Raw genomic sequence first — 17024 nt, 5'->3', positions numbered from 1 at the left:
AGAGAAAAATAGGATGTTCTCAGACAAAAACAGTTTTAAAGATGCCTATTTGGAGAAATTTGCTGAAATTAAGGGAAAGCCCATTGAGGAAGGAACTTTATGGGATAAATATCATACCTTGGTTGTACTGCTCAAAGAGGAGATCAGCCTTTGCCGCGCCTTCACCAATTACGCGGAAAACCGGCCTTCCAAGCAAGTCTATTATTTCTCCATGGAGTTTCTGATCGGGAAATTGCTGCATAATTATCTCATTAACATTGGTATTCAGGATATCGTCGCCGAAGGTTTAGGGGAACTGAATATTGACCTCCGGGACCTTTTGGCTCAGGAAAGTGATGCAGGATTAGGGAATGGAGGCTTAGGACGTTTAGCGGCCTGTTTTCTGGATTCGATGGCTTTCCTGGGCATAGCGGGGCATGGCAATGGAATTCGCTATAAATATGGGCTCTTTGAACAGAAAATCGTCAATGGCTATCAAACCGAGGTGGCGGACCATTGGCTTAAGAACGGTTATCCCTGGGAAGTGCGCAAACCGGATAAAGCCATTGTGGTCAAGTACAAAGGGAATGTTCGTGCAGAAAACCTTAAGGGCCGGCTGGTGTTCCATCATGAGAATTATGAACCGGTGCTGGCAGTTCCCTACGATATTCCCATCTTCAGCTATGAGAATCCTTTTCTGATCAATAATTTACGCTTATGGAGCGCAGAGCCTTTATCCTCTGAGCTGGATTTAGCCTTATTTAACCAAGGGAATTTCACTCAAGCCTTAAGTTATAAATCGGAAGTGGAGGCTATTTCTTACATACTCTATCCTGAAGATAGTAATCTGGCCGGAAGGGAGCTGCGCTTGAAGCAGGAGTATTTTTTTGTGGCAGCAGGACTGGGAGCGATCGTCCGCAGCTACAAGAAGAGCCATGGTTCTCTCAAGGATTTCTCCCAAGGGGTGTCCATCCATATTAATGATACCCACCCGGCCCTTTGCATTCCTGAATTAATCCGGATTCTCCTTGATGAGGAGGGAATGGATTGGGAAGAAAGCTGGAATATCACCGTGGATGCCATTTCCTACACCAACCATACCGTTATGCCGGAAGCTTTAGAAAAATGGCCCTTGGATTTATTTAAGAATCTCCTGCCCAGAATCACCATGATTATTGAGGAGATCGACCGGCGTTTCAAAGAGAAGCTCTTAAGGCGGTTCTTTAACAGCGAGGAATTATTTGAAAGTACCCCCATCATTAAAGAAGGGCAGATCTACATGGCGAATCTGGCTATGATAGGCAGTCATTCTGTGAATGGTGTGGCTAAGCTTCATACTGAGATTCTCAAAAAACATGTTTTCAAGGATTTTCACCGGATCTTCGGCTATAAATTTACCAATTTAACCAACGGAGTAAATCATCGGCGTTTCCTCTTAACGGCCAATCCCGCTCTCTCCGAGCTGATTACAGAGGCTATTGGTCCAGGGTGGAAGACCAATGCCGCTCAACTGGCAAAGCTTCATGCTTTTCGGGAAGATAGCTCCTTTCTCGACCAATTGGCTCAGGTGAAATACCAAAACAAAGTAAGATTGGCGGAGATGATTCAAGAGGAGCAAGGAGTTCTTATCGACCCCCATTCCCTTTATGATGTCCATGTTAAGCGAATTCATGCCTACAAGAGACAGCTCCTCAATGTTCTGAAGATCATGGAGCTCTACAATCGTCTGCTCATAGATCCTGAGGCAGTTCAGGGGGGGTACACCTTTATTTTCGGGGGCAAAGCGGCGCCCGGCTATCACTATGCTAAAAGTATCATTAAATTGATACATTCCGTAGCTGAAAAGGTTAATAAGAACCCCGGGATACAAGATAAGCTGAAAGTAATTTTTATGGAGAATTTCAATGTATCTTTGGCAGAAAGAATCTATCCTGCGGCTGATCTCAGCGAGCAAATCTCAACGGCCGGTAAAGAAGCCTCCGGTACCGGGAACATGAAATTTATGATGAACGGAGCGCTTACTTTAGGAACCTTAGATGGAGCCAATGTGGAGATAAGAGAAGCGGTAGGAGATGACCATATCTTTATCTTCGGACTGACCGCAGACGAAGTCCTCACCAGCAATAGGAACCGAACCTATAAATCATGGGATGAATATCATACCAATCCACGCCTTAGGCAAATTCTTGAACAATTGCATTCCCATCATTTTATGGAAAATGCCCAGGAATTTCGCGCCATTTATGATTCTTTGCTTCTCTATAACGATGAATTCTATGTCCTCAAAGATTTTGAATCCTATATAAGGACCTTCGAGGAAGCCGCAGCCCGTTATGAATTGCCAAAAAAGTGGTTGCAGTCCTCTTTGCACAATATTGCCGAGTCAGGAATCTTCTCCAGTGACCGAACCATAAGGGAATATGCCCACCAGGTTTGGCGGGTACGCTGTCGGAGAATTGAATGAGGAAAGGGGGATGAATCATGAGAACAAAGGAATGCATCGCTATGCTGCTGGCGGGGGGACAGGGGAGCAGATTGGGATGCTTAACCCGTAATATCGCTAAGCCGGCGGTGTCTTTCGCCGGCAAATACCGAATTATCGACTTTAGTCTCAGTAACTGCACTAACTCCAATATCGACACGGTGGGGGTTTTAACCCAGTATAAGCCCTTTGTCCTGAATTCCTATATTAGTGTGGGCTCTGCCTGGGATTTAAATTGTTTAAATGGGGGAGTTCATATTCTCCCCCCTTTTGTCGGCGAAAATCAAGGAAGCTGGTATAAAGGAACCGCCAATGCGATCTATCAGAATATGGATTTTATCAATTTCTATAATCCGGAATATATCCTGATTCTCTCCGGGGACCACATCTATCAAATGGATTATTACGAGATGCTGTCCTACCACAAACAAAAGAAAGCGGAAGTCACCCTGTCCACCATTGCGGTTCCGTGGGAAGAAGCCTCTCGTTTCGGCATCATGATGGTGGATGGCGAGGGCCGGATTACCCGGTTCGCAGAAAAGCCCTCTCGCCCTGAAAGTAATTTAGCCTCCATGGGAGTTTATATCTTTAATTGGGATGTTCTTAAGGAAGCTCTTCTTGAAGATGAGCAGGACAGACAATCGGACCATGATTTTGGGAAGAATGTGCTTCCCCGGCTTTTGCAACAGGGAAAACGGCTCTACTCCTATCTCTTTCAAGGATACTGGCGGGATGTGGGGACGATTGAGAGCTATTATAATGCCAATATGGAAGTTCTGCGGGAAGAAAGGAACGATATGTTTTTCGAATTGAAGCGGCGGATTTTCTCCAATGAAGAAATTCTTGCCCCTCAGTATATCGGTGATCAGGCGAAGATACACCATAGCCTTATTGGTAACGGCTGCACTATCCTGGGGGAAGTTCATGACTCCATCATTGCCTCAGGAGTCTATGTAGGGAAAGGAAGCGTTATTGAACATTCTATTTTACTCCCCAACTCAGAAGTCCATGGGGATGTCCGACTGTGGAAAACTATTTTGGGAGAGAATGCCATCGTCCGGAATCATTGCCGGATAGGGGATGAGGCTGAAGAGAATCCGCCCCAGGAAGGTATTACAGTGATTGGAGATCATTTGCAGATCCAGGAGAGTACCGTCATCAATGCAGGAAAAAACGTTATAAAAACCATCTCTTGAAGGGAGGAGGCAAGGTGAATAGTGCTATCGGCATAATTTTTGGCAATATGAATTCCAGCGTTTTACAAGGGCTGGCCCAAGACCGGCCCATTGCGGCGGTTCCTTTTGGAGGGCGCTACCGGCTTTTGGATTTCGCCCTTTCCAGTATGGTGAACTCAGGAATCCGCACTGTAGGATTGATCACCCCTCAGCAATATCGGCCCATGTTGGATCATTTAGGTGCCGGTAAAGACTGGTCTTTGGACCGTAAATCGGGAGGTCTGTTTATCCTGCCGGGAGTTATCCATAGTTTAGGGCATCACACGATTCGCTTCAGCTTAAGGGATATCGCCAATAATATTGATTTTCTGGAGAAAGATTGTGCGAAGAATGTCATCATCAGCAGTTCAGATCAAGTATTTAACCTGGATTTTCGGCCCATTTTAGAGCATCATGAACGGGCAGAAGCTGATATTACTTTAGTCTATAATCAATCGGTCCAGCCCCTGGAAGAGGAGGATATCATTTATTTAAAGATGAAACCCAGTGAAAAAGTAACGGCCATGACTAAGAACAAAGACATGGCGGGCTTGGAGGGCCCCTGGCCATACTTTATCGATCTCTTGATTATTCGGCGTGAGCTCCTTCTTCAGATGATTGAAGGATATGGAAGCATTGAAACCATAGAATTGAGCGAAGTCATTGCCCAGCACCTTGGCTCTCTTTCGATACAAGGCTATTTCTTCGGTGGGTATGCGGGCCGGATCCGTTCCGTGAAGGATTATTTCCTTAATAACATGGCCTTACTGCAGGAAGAAATCCGTCAAGATCTCTTTAGAAAAAATCGACCCATTCGGACCAAGATTCGAGATAATCCGCCAACGAAATTTGGCAAAAGAGCTCAAGTCGAAAACTCTTTAATATCCAGTGGATGCACGATTGAAGGGAAAGTGGTCAATGCTATCCTTTCCCGAGGTGTTGTGATCGAAGAAGGTTGTGAGGTTCAAAACTGCATCATTATGTCAAAATGCACGATTGGCAGAAATTCTCGACTGGAGAATCTTATCATGGATAAGTTCGTGGAAGTCAACGAGGGGAGTGTTTTGCAAGGACGGACGAATAAACCCATGGTCATATCCAAGAAAGCCGTCATCTAGGGGGGAGGTGCGCAGATGAAGGTTCTTTTTGCAATAACGGAAGCCAATCCTTTTATGAAGACGGGAGGTCTTGGGGAAGTAGGAGGATATCTTCCCTTAGCTCTTCAAGAGCAGGGGGTTGAGATTCGGGTCATCCTTCCCAAATACAGCAGCATTCCTCAAGCTTATCGTCAAGGGATGAAGCCGATTAAGGAGTTCAAAGTTTCTCTAGCCTGGAGAAATCAGTATTGCGGCTTAGAAGAACTGGTTTACGAAGGAATACATTACTATTTTATAGATAATGAGTACTATTTCCTGCGTTCAAAATGCTATGGGAATGAGGATGAAGGAGAGCAATATGCCTATTTCAGCCGGGCCATCCTAGAAAGCATCCGCTATCTGCCTGGGTTCAAACCGGATATTATTCATTGTCATGATTGGCATACTGCCTTGATTCCTCTTTTTTTGAAAGCTTTTTACGCTCAGGATACTCTTTATTACAACATAAAGACTTTATTCACTATCCATAATTTAAAGTACCAAGGGATATTCCCCCAAGGGGCCCTGGAAGATGTTCTGGGATTGGGCAGGGAGTATTTATCTCCGTCAAAGCTTGAATTTCATGACGAAGTCAATTTTATGAAGGCGGGGATAGTGTACAGTGACCGGGTGACCACCGTTAGTCCCACCTATGCCCAGGAAATCCAGCATGCCTATTTTGGGGAGGGTTTACATGGAGTCATTCAGGAACGGAAAGATTCCCTGCTGGGGATACTTAATGGAGTTCCTCAACCTCTGTATCCTGCAACCCTTGAAAGTAAAAGAGAAGACAAGATAAAGCTGCAGGATAAGCTGGGTTTTGCGATCAGTGAGGAAATACCCATCCTCAGTATGATCTCGCGCTTAGTGGAACAGAAGGGATTGGATATTCTTCTCCATGTTCTGGATGAAATCCTCACCCTGGATATCCGGCTCATCATCTTAGGCTCCGGGGACTCTTATTATGAAGAGAGAATAAAGAGGTTTGAGGAAGGATACCCCGGTAAGCTGAGGGTGATCATGAGCTATCAGGAAGAGCTTGCCCATACTATCTATGCCGGTGCCGATATCTTCCTGATGCCTTCCCGGTTTGAGCCTTGCGGCATAGCCCAGATGATGGCCATGAGCTATGGGACGATTCCCATCGTTAGGGAGACAGGGGGGCTAAGAGATACGGTCAAGCCTTATTCCTTAACCACGGGGGAAGGGAATGGATTCACCTTTGCTCATTATAATGCTCACGAATTCCTTTACGCAGTTCAAAGGGCGGTGGATATCTTTCAAAATCAAAAAGAGGCTTGGAAAAAACTTCAGAAAAATGCATTAGATTCGGATTTTAGCTGGAACCGCTCTGCGGCCCAATACCGGGAGGTATACGAAAGTTTGTATTATTCATCCTAAAATGGGAGAGATGCCTGTGGTATTGGCTTATCATAATTCCCACGAGGAATTCTTTCGCAGCCCCTTTGGGGCCGTTCCCTGCGGCAGCCTTCTGCATTTAAGGCTGCTTATTCAGAAGGCCTGTTCTGTTGATGAGTGCCTTTTGCGTTTATGGATTCAGGGCAAGGAGCACCGGCTCTCTATGAGCAGGGCAGAATGGCCGGCATTGAATAGAGTGGGGATAGAACCACGATTCTATCCCCAGGGAATGGTTGAGAGCGAAGGAGTAGTCTATGAGGTGGATTATAGTATTCCCCCTGAACCAGGAGTAATCTGGTATTTCTTTGCTTTCAAGGTAAGTGAAGATACTTACTTTTATGGCAATAATCATCAACAATTAGGAGGAACCGGTGAACTCAGCCACCAAGAACCTCCCGGATATCAAATTACAGTCTACCGGCCCATGAAATTGCCAAGCTGGTATACTCGGGGAATAATCTATCAGATCTATGTGGATCGCTTCTTCAACGGAGAGGAGCAAGGAAAAATCCTCAATCCCCGCCCTAAGTCCTTGCTGCACGGGGACTGGTATGATACCCCCCTTTATATAAAGGATGAAAGGGGTGCGGTGCTGCGCTGGGACTTTTTCGGCGGCAACCTATTAGGTATCATAAAAAAACTTCCCTATCTTAAGGAATTAGGCGTTACTATTCTTTATTTGAATCCCATCTTTGATTCCTCCAGTAATCATAAGTATGATACGGGAGATTATCTCACCATCGATCCCATGTATGGAGATGAGGAAACCTTTATAAGGTTAATCCTGGAGGCCCAACGCTTAGGTATGGCAATTATTCTGGACGGGGTGTTCAGCCACACCGGTGATGACAGCATCTATTTTAACCGCTATGGGAAGTATCCCGGCTTAGGTGCCTATCAATCCCCGGATTCTCCCTATTATTCCTGGTATCAATGGAAAGAAGAAAAGGAGTATTCCTGCTGGTGGGGAGTGAAAACCCTCCCTGAAGTTCAGGAGATGGAACCCTCCTATCGTGAGTTTATCATTCACTCGCCCCAGGGAGTTCTGCAGTCCTGGATGAAGCGGGGAATCAAAGGCTGGCGCCTGGATGTGGCCGATGAGCTTCCTGACGAATTCATCCAGGAGCTCCGGCAAGCTATGAAAGCCATAGAGCCTGAAGGGGTGCTTATTGGTGAAGTCTGGGAGGATCCTACCCATAAATTCAGTTATGGAAAGCTCAGGCAGTATTTTTGGGGGGCGGAACTGGATGCAACCACCCATTATCCTTTTCGGCAGATCTTTCTCCAGTACTTCCTTGGGGAGATGGATGCCTGCCAGGTGCATGAAAGGATCATGAATCTCTATGAAAACTATCCGCGGGAAAACTTTTTCGGGCAGATGAATTTAATCGGCAGCCATGACCGTGCCCGGATTCTGACACTGCTTGGGGAAGCCCCGCCGCCGGAGCGGCTCTCGGTAGTCGAACAGGAGAATTATCGCTTGTCTCCTGATGATCGGTATTTGGCTGTCCGGCGGTTAAAGCTGTTAACCTTGATTCAAATGAGTTTCCCCGGTGTTCCTTGCCTATATTATGGAGATGAAGCGGGATGTGAAGGCTACCCGGACCCCTACAACCGGGGGACTTATCCCTGGGAAAGGGAAGATCAGGAAATCCTCCGGTGGGTTAAGCGGGTGCTTCGTTATCGGCAGGAATACGAGGTGCTGCGCCAAGGTGAGTTTTATTCCTGGTCAGTGGGAAAAGATATTTATGCTTTGAAAAGGAAGGGGGAGAAGGAAGAGATTATTGTCCTGGTCAATCGAAATGTTCGGGAGTCTATAGAAGTGACCTTGAAGCTGGAGCAGGATGTGCAGCAGGTTATTGATATTTTTGAGGGGAAAATGCTCTACCAAAAAGAGCATGGATTGGGACTCTTTCCTCTTATCTTATCCCCTTTATCAGCAAAAGCTCTCTTCTGCCAGAATCAAGCTCAAAACCACTATTTTAAACAGGAGATCATGACCCGTTCCTGCGGCATACTTATGCATATCTCCTCCTTGCCATCTCCATGGGGCATCGGAGACCTGGGAGGGGATGCCTATGATTTTGTGGATTTCCTGGCTGAAGCAGGTCAGAGCCTCTGGCAGGTGCTGCCTTTGAATCCTCTAGGATTAGGAGATTCCCCTTACCAAAGTGAGTCTGCCTTTGCCGGTAATGTTTTGCTCATTAGTATTGACTTTCTTATCCAGGCCGGGCTCCTGACAGAGAAGGAAGCCCGCAGGGAATGGGCTAGATATGGCGAAGGAGCCGGAAGTAAGAGCTTTGCCTGGGTTGAAAGCTATAAAGAAAAGCTGCTGCGAAAAGCTTATGAACGTTTCAGGAAAAAACTGCCCGATCCTCCTTTTGACTCAAGCAATCAGGTGGTGGGCGACAAACCTGGGGATAAGGATTATTTAGCTCCTCATTGTTATGACCGGTTTATCCAAGACAATCAGGAATGGCTGAAGGACTATGCGCTCTATAAGTGCTTAAAGATTAAATTTTCCGGTAAGGCTTGGAACCAATGGGAAAGAAAATACCTTGTGCGGGAACCTGAGGCCATGGAAGCCTTGGCTATAGAATATGCCGAGGAAATAAACTATATCTTCTTTGTTCAATATACCTTCGCCTATCAGTGGCAAAGGCTGAAAGATTATGCCCATGACAAAGGGGTACAAATCATTGGCGATCTGCCCATGTTTGTGGCCTATGACAGTTGTGATACCTGGGCACATCGTGAGAACTTTGCCCTGGATGCCCAAAATTCTCCCCTGGGTACTGCCGGGGTGCCCCCCGACTATTTCAGTCCTACGGGACAGAGCTGGGGAAATCCTTTATATGATTGGGATACCCTTCGGGCCGCTGACTATGCCTGGTGGAAGCTTCGTTTCCGGCAAGGGCTGCATCGTTTTGATGCCTTAAGGCTGGACCATTTCCGTGGTTTTGAAGGGTATTGGGAAGTTCCTGCCCAGGCCGAGACGGCTGAAGAAGGTCGCTGGCTGAAAGGGCCGGGGAAAGGCTTTTTTGAAAGCCTGGTCCGTGAGTTTGGTCCTCTACCCATTATCGCCGAGGATCTAGGGACTATTACTCCTGAAGTGAATACCCTTAGAGCTATTTGCGGATTTCCGGGGACGAGAGTGATTCAGTTTTCCCCCATGGAGGAAAAAGGGGATTTCGTTTATTACTCCGGAACCCACGATAACGATACACTTTTGGGATGGTATTTATCTCAAGGATATGACGACAGGACTGCTATGAAACAAGTGGAGAAAACCATTGAGGAGCTTTATCGAGGGGACAGTGCCTGGGTTATTCTTCCCCTTCAGGATGTGCTTAAATTGGATTCTCAGGCGAGAATGAACATTCCCGGCACAATTAAAGGGAATTGGAAGTGGCGTGTAGAAAGTGAATCTTTAACTCAGGATGTTTGTACTTGGTTAAGGGGTTTGGCTGAAAAATATAGGCGGCTATCCTGAAAGCTGATTCTCCAGGATTTTGTTTTACACCGGTCGCTCAATAAGCTGCGCGGACAAAACTAACGCTTAAGCTCTTCGCTCCGTCGAGACACCGCCCAAATCGCTCCTGCTCAATGGGCGGTTGGAAACGTCCTGTTTCCAACTCGACTCCGCTACGTGCTTTTCGCGAAGTTTTGTTTCCGCTCGCTTAAATTCGCTCCCTTTTGTAAATCAAAATCCTTGGGCTGACTTTCGGGTCTGGGCGGCATAAGCATCCTGATCGGAAACCAAGCTAAAGCTTATGAAGAAAGACATAGAGGAGTTGGTTATCATTACTTCTTGGCAGCGCTTTAAGGAGTATTTATATTATGATGAAGAGATGGAATTGCTTTTAGATATAAGCCGGATGAATTTTACTCCGGAATTTTTAACGGAAATGACCGAGCCAATGGGGACTGTGTATCACCAGCTTCAGCTCATGGAAAAGGGCGCCTTGGCTAACCCGGACGAGGGACGAATGGTCGGACATTATTGGCTTCGCAATCCGGATCTTGCTCCCTCCGAAGAAATTGCTCAGGATATTAAAGAGACTCTGGGGGAGATCCTTGACTTTGCGGAGCAGATTCATATGGGCAGCTTTCGCAACATCCTTTTAGTAGGAGTCGGGGGATCGATTCTTGGGCCCCGCTTTGTGGCCGATGCCCTGGCTTCTCCTCAGGATAAGATGAAGGCCTTCTTCATCGACAATGGGGATCCCGATGGAATCGATCGGGTACTAAGCCATATTGGAGAGGAATTGAATGCCACCCTCTGCATTATTATCTCCAAGAGCGGTGGTACGATTGAAACCCGGAATGGCATGCTTGAGGTCAGGAAGCGTTATGAGGAGCTGGGGCTGTCTTTTCCGGGTCATGCTGTTGCTATCACTCAACGGGGGAGTGAATTGGATAAGCTTAGCCAAAAGGAGGGCTGGCTGAGAGCCTTTCCCATGTGGGATTGGGTAGGGGGAAGGACATCTCTTTTGTCGGCAGTGGGACTCTTATCCCTTGCTTTGCAGGGAATTGACACGGCTGGCCTTTTGCAGGGGGCCAGGGATTGCGATAAGCGAACACGGCGCCCGGATACTTTAAATAACCCGGGAGCCCTTTTGGCTTTAATGTGGTATCACAGCACCCAAGGTCATGGGGGAAAACAAATGGTAGTGCTTCCCTATAAGGACCGCCTCGAACTTTTCACTAAATATCTTCAACAGTTAATTATGGAATCTCTGGGCAAGGAGAAGAATCTCAAGGGAGAAACGGTCCATCAGGGGATTACAGTCTATGGCAATAAAGGGTCCTCTGATCAGCATTCTTATCTACAGCAGCTCCTGGAAGGTCCCAATAATTTCTTTGTGACCTTTATAGAGGTATTGAAGGATCGGCAAGGCCCCTCCGCTTATATGGAGGAAAACAGCACCAGTGGAGAGTATTTGCAGGCCTTCCTTTTGGGAACACGGGAAGCACTAACACAAAAAGGGCGTGAATCCATGACCATCACGGTCAAAGAGATCAACGCCTACACCATTGGAGTATTAATTGCCCTATTTGAGCGGGCCGTTAGTATTTATGCGCTTTTAGTAGGGATTAATGCCTATCACCAACCTGCTGTGGAGATGGGTAAAAAGGCAGCCGGTCAGGCAATACAATTAAAAAACAGAATTGTATATTTTTTAAAAAGCCATCCAAGTGAGAAATTTTCTGTCCATGAAATCGCTCTGGCAATCCAGGAAGAGGAACACCAGGAGATGGTTTTCAAGATTTTACTCCATTTAACGATTAATCCTGAACATGGGGTGAATATGGAACCGGGGCATCCTTTGCCGGAGAGCAGGTTTTTTGTGGGCGGTTAACAAAAAAGAATTACCTGTAACTGTAATTTATACTAATGCATGTTACATAGAAAAAGGCTAGGATAAGAAGCAAGGAGAAGGAGGATGTTAACATGTTTTTTCACAACTATAATCCATTGAATAATGTTGCCTTGTCAACCGTTGTTGCGGTACTTCCCAGCATCATCCTTCTCTACTTGCTCGTTCTTCATCCTCACAAAAATAAAGACGGAGATCGTGTACTTGGGATTATGGCTCCGTATGCCGCCCTCGTCTCAGCCTTAACCTCTTTTGTCATTGCCGTTTTCATTATGGGAATGCCTGCGCTTCAAGCCGGCAGCGCATTTTTCTACGGTGCGGCCGCCGGTCTTTTCCCGCTTGGGTGGGCCTTTTTTGCATTGTTCTTTTTCTATCACACCACACAAACTGGAGGCGGTCTCAAGATCTTCAAAGATTCGCTCATCTCCCTGGTATCCGATCGTCGTTTGCAGGTTTTACTCATCGCCTTTTCCTTCGGAGCTTTTATCGATGGCATTGATGGCTTTGGTTTAGCAATAGCAGCCGCCGGAGCTATGCTCGTGACCCTTGGCTTTCGCCCGGTCCAGGCAGCAGTCCTTTGCTTAATTGCCAATATGGCGTCGACTGCCTGGAGTAGCATGACCTCGAGGACAGTCTTTCTGTGGTCAGAGCCGGACTTCTTCACATTTCTTCATCATCTGTTCCCGATATTTACGCTTTTTGTTCCGTTCTTTCTGATAGCAGTCTTCGTGTTTATGGAAAAGGGCACTTTCAGAGATGTCTTCGACCTTTGCCCGGCTGCCCTTGTTGCCGGTTTTTCCCTTGCTCTGAGTCAATTCGCGCTGGCCCAAGCCAATATGGGTGTTGTCGATAGTAGGCTTCCCCGTATGGGTGCCGGCTTGATCAGTTTCATCCTGACCGCGCTTTTTTTAGCTATTTGGAAACCGCAAAAAAATCCGCGCTATACAAGTGACTCTGAAGAAATACCTTCTTATTCGGCGACCGAAGTTGTCAGGGCTTGGCTGCCCTGGGGGATCTTGGGCATTGTTCTTTGTCTGTGGAGTTTACCTGGTGTGAAAGGATTCCTTAACGGTGTTTTCAGCATCTTTTTGGCAATTCCCTTTCTCAATGGCCGTGTGGTTCATGTTCCGCCGATAGGAGACGGTGTGAATGCCATGAGCGCTGTTTTTTCGCTTAATCTTCTCTCATCAGTAGGTTCAGGAATCATCCTTGCCGCTGTCCTGTCGGGCATCTTTGTCTTACGCCTAAACGGCGGGCAATGGGGAGAGTCCCTTCGTCAAACCTGGGCCAGTCTAAAAATGCTCATCCTCTTTTTGGCTATAATGTTCGGTTCCAGTTATTTAGCTCGCTACGCAGGCCTTGATGCGATACGGGGTCTGGCCTACATGCAGACCGGCAGTTTCTATCCTTTTTTCGCTTCATTGTTTGGAGGTATCAGCTCGCTGATCTATGGCTGCGTCGTAGCCTCCGCCACTTGCTTCAAAGATGCCAAGGAAGGGATATCGGCGACAGGGCTGATTTTCCGTTCCGCTTTCTTTTATATGATCATTTTAGCAATACTGCAAGGCTTTCTATTCTTATAGGTAATTTGCATTCTATTACTTTAGGTAGCATAAAAATATCAGATTATGGCATTGGAGCGAATGGCTCGAATGTTTTTTTGCTTATGCAAATAGAAGTTCCCTGGAATAAATATCTGGAAATAATTGGTAGACCTGTAATTTATACTGATGTGAATTATGTAAAAAAAGGTTGCTATGGGAAATAACGAGAACTATAGGTTGTACAAGAGAAGAGTAGAAAAACTGGGGGTGGTGATGGGAGGAGCCACTTGTTTAATTAAATTCATTAATCTATAATGATAAACAATACCATTTGAGGGAGGATGAGGAAAATATGGATTTCGATCAATTGGCAAAAGTTGTCCATGATCTGGTGCAAAGGCAGAACAAGAAGGAGATTGGAACCCTGAATTCCGAGGCTTTGCAGGGGATGACGCTGAGGGAGCAGGAGGCCGTTGTTGATGGTTTTTCTAAGCTTCGCTTATCCGGACATTCTGTCGTGATAGAGATTGGGCCTTATAGTCAATGGGCTTAAAGAGGGTTCCATGGGTACGGAGCAGCGAATCATAGGCGGGATAGAACGGTTCCTGGCGGAATCCGGGCTGGCCGGGGAGCTTTCCGGTACAATCCTGGAATGGGTACGCGCGGAGAATAAGCCCGGCGGCAAGCAGTACCCATGGGGAAGTTTGCTTTTTAGCGTGGGGGATGTCTTCGGCGGCAGGCAAGAGATCATCCTGCACGGTGCTGTGGCTATGGAGCTCTACGGGCTGGCAGCGGACATATTCGACGATATTGAGGACCAGGATAATGATCAGTTGCCCTGGCGGACAGTTCCCGCGGCTCAGGCCATAAATACTGCTAACTTAATCTTGTTCCTGTCCTTCAAAGCGCTGGCAGCGATTAATGAGCATTCCCATTATCGCCAGGCCCATGAAATTTTTCACACTATGGGGATCACGGCCTGCCATGGGCAGAATCAGGAGTTCCTTGCTGAAGAGCAGGAGGTCATACCCCTTGATCAATATTTTGATACAGTCCGCAAAAAATCCGGCGCTTTAACTGCGGGTGCTTGTAAACTGGCAGCGGTTTTAGCTGGAGGTGATGCCAGTCTGATTCACGATTTAGAGAAACTTGGTCAAAACCTTGGCATCATCAGTCAAATCAAGAATGATCTCCAGGACTTGTTCCGGGTTGAGACCAAAAGTGATGTAAGGCTGGGCAAGAAAACGCTGCCGCTGGTTTATCTGGCTGATGTATTAAAACAAAATAAAGGGAAAGCAGAAGAACTGTATCAGCTTTGTTCACCGACACGGCAAAAGGGACCGGAATTCGGCCCCGCAGAAAAGGAACGGTTGCGCCGATTCATTATACAGGAAGGTGCTGCGCACTACTGCTCGGTTATATGTGCATACTTTAAGCTGGAAGCGGTGGAAATCCTGGACGCTATGAATATAGCAATGGAGCAGAAAAGGAAGTTGATCGCACTTGTGGAAAATCAAACATGAAAATTGGGCATTGCTTCTGAGCAATGCTATTTTTGTCATACTCTGTTTGGTCTGTCTGATCGGCCTGTTGCGCTATCCGTATATCGGTCTTGTTTTGAAAAATAATGAAGAGACCTGGACGGTAGTAACTGTAGATCCCTATGGCGAAGGAGCGCGCTCAGGCGTCAGTGAAGGTGATATCATACTGCAAATGGACGGCCTTGCCCCCGAACAGCATTCTTCAGTCCGGATATGGCACGAAGTAGTAGACGTCTCGGTACTCATCGTGCAAACTCCCGGAGAAGCGGCCCGGACGGTTCACATAGTGCAGCCCTCACCATTCAAAACCCTGTTAAGTGAGATGACCCTGATTATTGTGGGCTTATGCTTTTGGCTGATGGGTCTTAAGGCCAGGATGAAGCGGCCCAACTTGCAGCCGGCCAGCGCATTATTCCGCCTTAACTGGCTGGTCGGACTCTTGTTTGTGCTCACACCGGCTTCCAGCAGGGGGCTATGGTTTGCCAAAGAATTGATGTTTATCGGGGTTGCCTTAGCAGCGCCTCTGCTGGTGCATTATATAGCAGTACTGCTTAAGAGAGAGCAGGAAAAATCCTATAGGACTATTATGGGCTTGCTTTTGATTCTCCCGGTATTGATACTATTCACCATTCTGCTCAAATGGTCAGGTTTTGTTTATGCTGTCAGCGAATTGCGGGCTATGTCCTTGCTCAACGGCCTGTTTGGCTTTACGGCTGCTTGCACGCTGCTGTTCCGGCTCTGGGGACTCCCGGCCACCGAGCCGGAGAAAAACCGAATCAATCTGATACTGGTGGGATTGCTTGCCGGACTGCTGCCGTTTCTGATCTTTACAGTGGTTCCGATTCTGGCAGGCGTGGAACCGGTAATGTATTCCAGGATTACCGCTTTGTTTGTCGCCATTCTCCCTTTTACCATGAGTTATGCCGTAATCCATCAATATCTTCCCGATTCCCGGAAGTTAGTGCAGGAAGGGTTTGCTTATCTGATGGCAGGCATTGTAACCAGCCTGATCCTGTATGGCTTTCTGTCAGCGAGGGGCTGGCTGCCCGGTAAGGATATCGACAGCTATCTTGCCCTTTTTGCCTTGACAATGGGAACGATTCTTTTATTCCTTAGCCTAAAATTCGTTGGGCATAAACTGGCTGAACGCTTCGATACGGGCCAAGAAGCCGCAAGTAACGAGGATTGGACCGAGCACAAAGAAGCCCTGCATCCGGATGATGAAAAGGCCATTTTGGAAGAATTGTCCCGTCGGCTGAAGCTGGAAGGAGCACTGGTCTTCGTCGAACAAGACGGAAGTGTTTTTCTCATGAAAGCCTGTGGGAGATACGAGAGCAACCAAGCGGAGCAGCAAGCCTTGGAAGAATATCATCTGACGAGTTTAAAAACGGTTCATACAGGGCAGCTGCTTCCACGTACTTTCCCTTTGTCTCCGGAGGCTTCTCCTGCGGATTGTTTCTGGGCTACCGCCGTTCCCGTGTGACGCTGAATGCCCAGGAACTGTCCTGGCTTAACATCATTGCCGGTCAGACTTGCCAAAGGCTTAAAGCTCTTGGGGATATAAAGTCTTTACAGGAAAGAGTAAAGGCCGGAGAAGAAAAGATGGAAGAGCTCTACTGGAAAAGCCGCCCGGCAGCGCTTCTGAAACGGTGGCTGTTTAAAAACCTTGAAGAAGAAAAGAGAAAATTGGCCAGAGAACTTCATGATGGTCCGCTGCAAAACAGTTTATATCTGTATCAAAGGCTTCAAGCATTGAAGGATTTACCGGACGGATCGGTCAATGCCCATGTTCTCTCAGAAATAAAGGACAGAGTAGATGACCTTAGCTATGACTTGCGTACCATCTGCGGCGAGCTGCGGCCTTCTGCGTTAAAAGAGCATGGGTTTATGCCTGCACTGGAAGGTTTCGTTCAGGAAACCATGAGGCATGAGCTGCTTACCATCACCATGGACGTAAAAGGCATATCCCGGTTGGACAGGTTCGAAGAAGATATGGAACTGACGGTCTTCCGGCTGGTGCAGGAAGGAATCCGCAACGTGCTCAAACACTCCGGTTCCGGTAACGCGGTCATTACTATTGTCCAACACGACAAAGAAATAAGAGTGGAAATCAAAGATGACGGCAAAGGATTCGACCCCGCGTTAATTCAAGAAAACATGCAGGACGAATTGCAGACAGACAGCCGCTTTGGGCTGATCGGCATGAAAGAAAGAGTGGAAGGTCTCGGCGGAGAATTCACGATAATCTCTGGCTCCGGTCAGGGGACGGTGGTGCGTGCAGCTTTGCCATACCGGAAAGGCCGCTAAGGATCATGCAGCGCACACCAT

The 17024-nt window shown here is 47.1% G+C and carries 11 protein-coding genes; all 11 read left to right on the top strand.

The window, feature by feature from the left end; translation table 11 throughout:
• Positions 1-13: 13 nt before the first annotated feature.
• The 11 genes from DESDE_RS12890 to DESDE_RS22570 all read left to right on the top strand — a co-directional run bounded on the left by DESDE_RS12890 (position 14) and on the right by DESDE_RS22570 (position 17003).
• Complete coding sequence (locus DESDE_RS12890) at positions 14-2443, top strand: glycogen/starch/alpha-glucan phosphorylase (RefSeq protein WP_014794451.1); 2430 nt, start codon at positions 14-16, stop codon at positions 2441-2443.
• Between the two features lie 17 nt (positions 2444-2460).
• A complete protein-coding gene (locus DESDE_RS12885; protein WP_014794450.1) occupies positions 2461-3657 on the top strand; it encodes a glucose-1-phosphate adenylyltransferase in 1197 nt (398 codons plus the stop codon).
• A 14-nt stretch (positions 3658-3671) separates the two neighbouring features.
• On the top strand, positions 3672-4793 hold the full coding sequence (gene glgD, locus DESDE_RS12880) for a glucose-1-phosphate adenylyltransferase subunit GlgD (RefSeq protein ID WP_014794449.1): 1122 nt from the start codon (positions 3672-3674) through the stop codon (positions 4791-4793).
• Between the two features lie 15 nt (positions 4794-4808).
• Complete coding sequence (gene glgA, locus DESDE_RS12875) at positions 4809-6212, top strand: glycogen synthase GlgA (RefSeq protein WP_014794448.1); 1404 nt, start codon at positions 4809-4811, stop codon at positions 6210-6212.
• A 10-nt stretch (positions 6213-6222) separates the two neighbouring features.
• Positions 6223-9723, top strand: a complete 3501-nt coding sequence (locus tag DESDE_RS12870; RefSeq protein ID WP_041917398.1) for a bifunctional glycogen debranching protein GlgX/4-alpha-glucanotransferase — start codon at positions 6223-6225, stop codon at positions 9721-9723.
• Between the two features lie 301 nt (positions 9724-10024).
• Positions 10025-11593 carry a glucose-6-phosphate isomerase gene (locus tag DESDE_RS12865; protein ID WP_174270174.1) on the top strand — a complete coding sequence of 523 codons (1569 nt, stop codon included), beginning with the start codon at positions 10025-10027 and terminating at the stop codon, positions 11591-11593.
• A gap of 92 nt (positions 11594-11685) precedes the next feature.
• Positions 11686-13194 carry an L-lactate permease gene (locus tag DESDE_RS12860; protein WP_014794445.1) on the top strand — a complete coding sequence of 503 codons (1509 nt, stop codon included), beginning with the start codon at positions 11686-11688 and terminating at the stop codon, positions 13192-13194.
• A gap of 313 nt (positions 13195-13507) precedes the next feature.
• Complete coding sequence (locus DESDE_RS12855) at positions 13508-13708, top strand: hypothetical protein (RefSeq protein WP_014794444.1); 201 nt, start codon at positions 13508-13510, stop codon at positions 13706-13708.
• A 10-nt stretch (positions 13709-13718) separates the two neighbouring features.
• Positions 13719-14678: a polyprenyl synthetase family protein gene (locus DESDE_RS12850; protein ID WP_014794443.1), complete on the top strand. Its 960-nt coding sequence runs from the start codon at positions 13719-13721 to the stop codon at positions 14676-14678.
• Positions 14659-16179, top strand: coding sequence for a PDZ domain-containing protein (locus tag DESDE_RS22575; protein WP_242831247.1), 1521 nt, complete (start codon positions 14659-14661; stop codon positions 16177-16179). Before DESDE_RS12850 ends, DESDE_RS22575 begins: the two co-directional genes overlap by 20 nt.
• A complete protein-coding gene (locus tag DESDE_RS22570; protein ID WP_242831246.1) occupies positions 16149-17003 on the top strand; it encodes a sensor histidine kinase in 855 nt (284 codons plus the stop codon). The genes DESDE_RS22575 and DESDE_RS22570 overlap by 31 nt, the downstream gene beginning before the upstream one ends.
• Positions 17004-17024 lie beyond the last annotated feature (21 nt).

The organism is Desulfitobacterium dehalogenans ATCC 51507, assembly GCF_000243155.2.
GTDB lineage: Bacteria > Bacillota > Desulfitobacteriia > Desulfitobacteriales > Desulfitobacteriaceae > Desulfitobacterium > Desulfitobacterium dehalogenans.
This window is presented reverse-complemented; position numbering and strand designations above follow the sequence as displayed.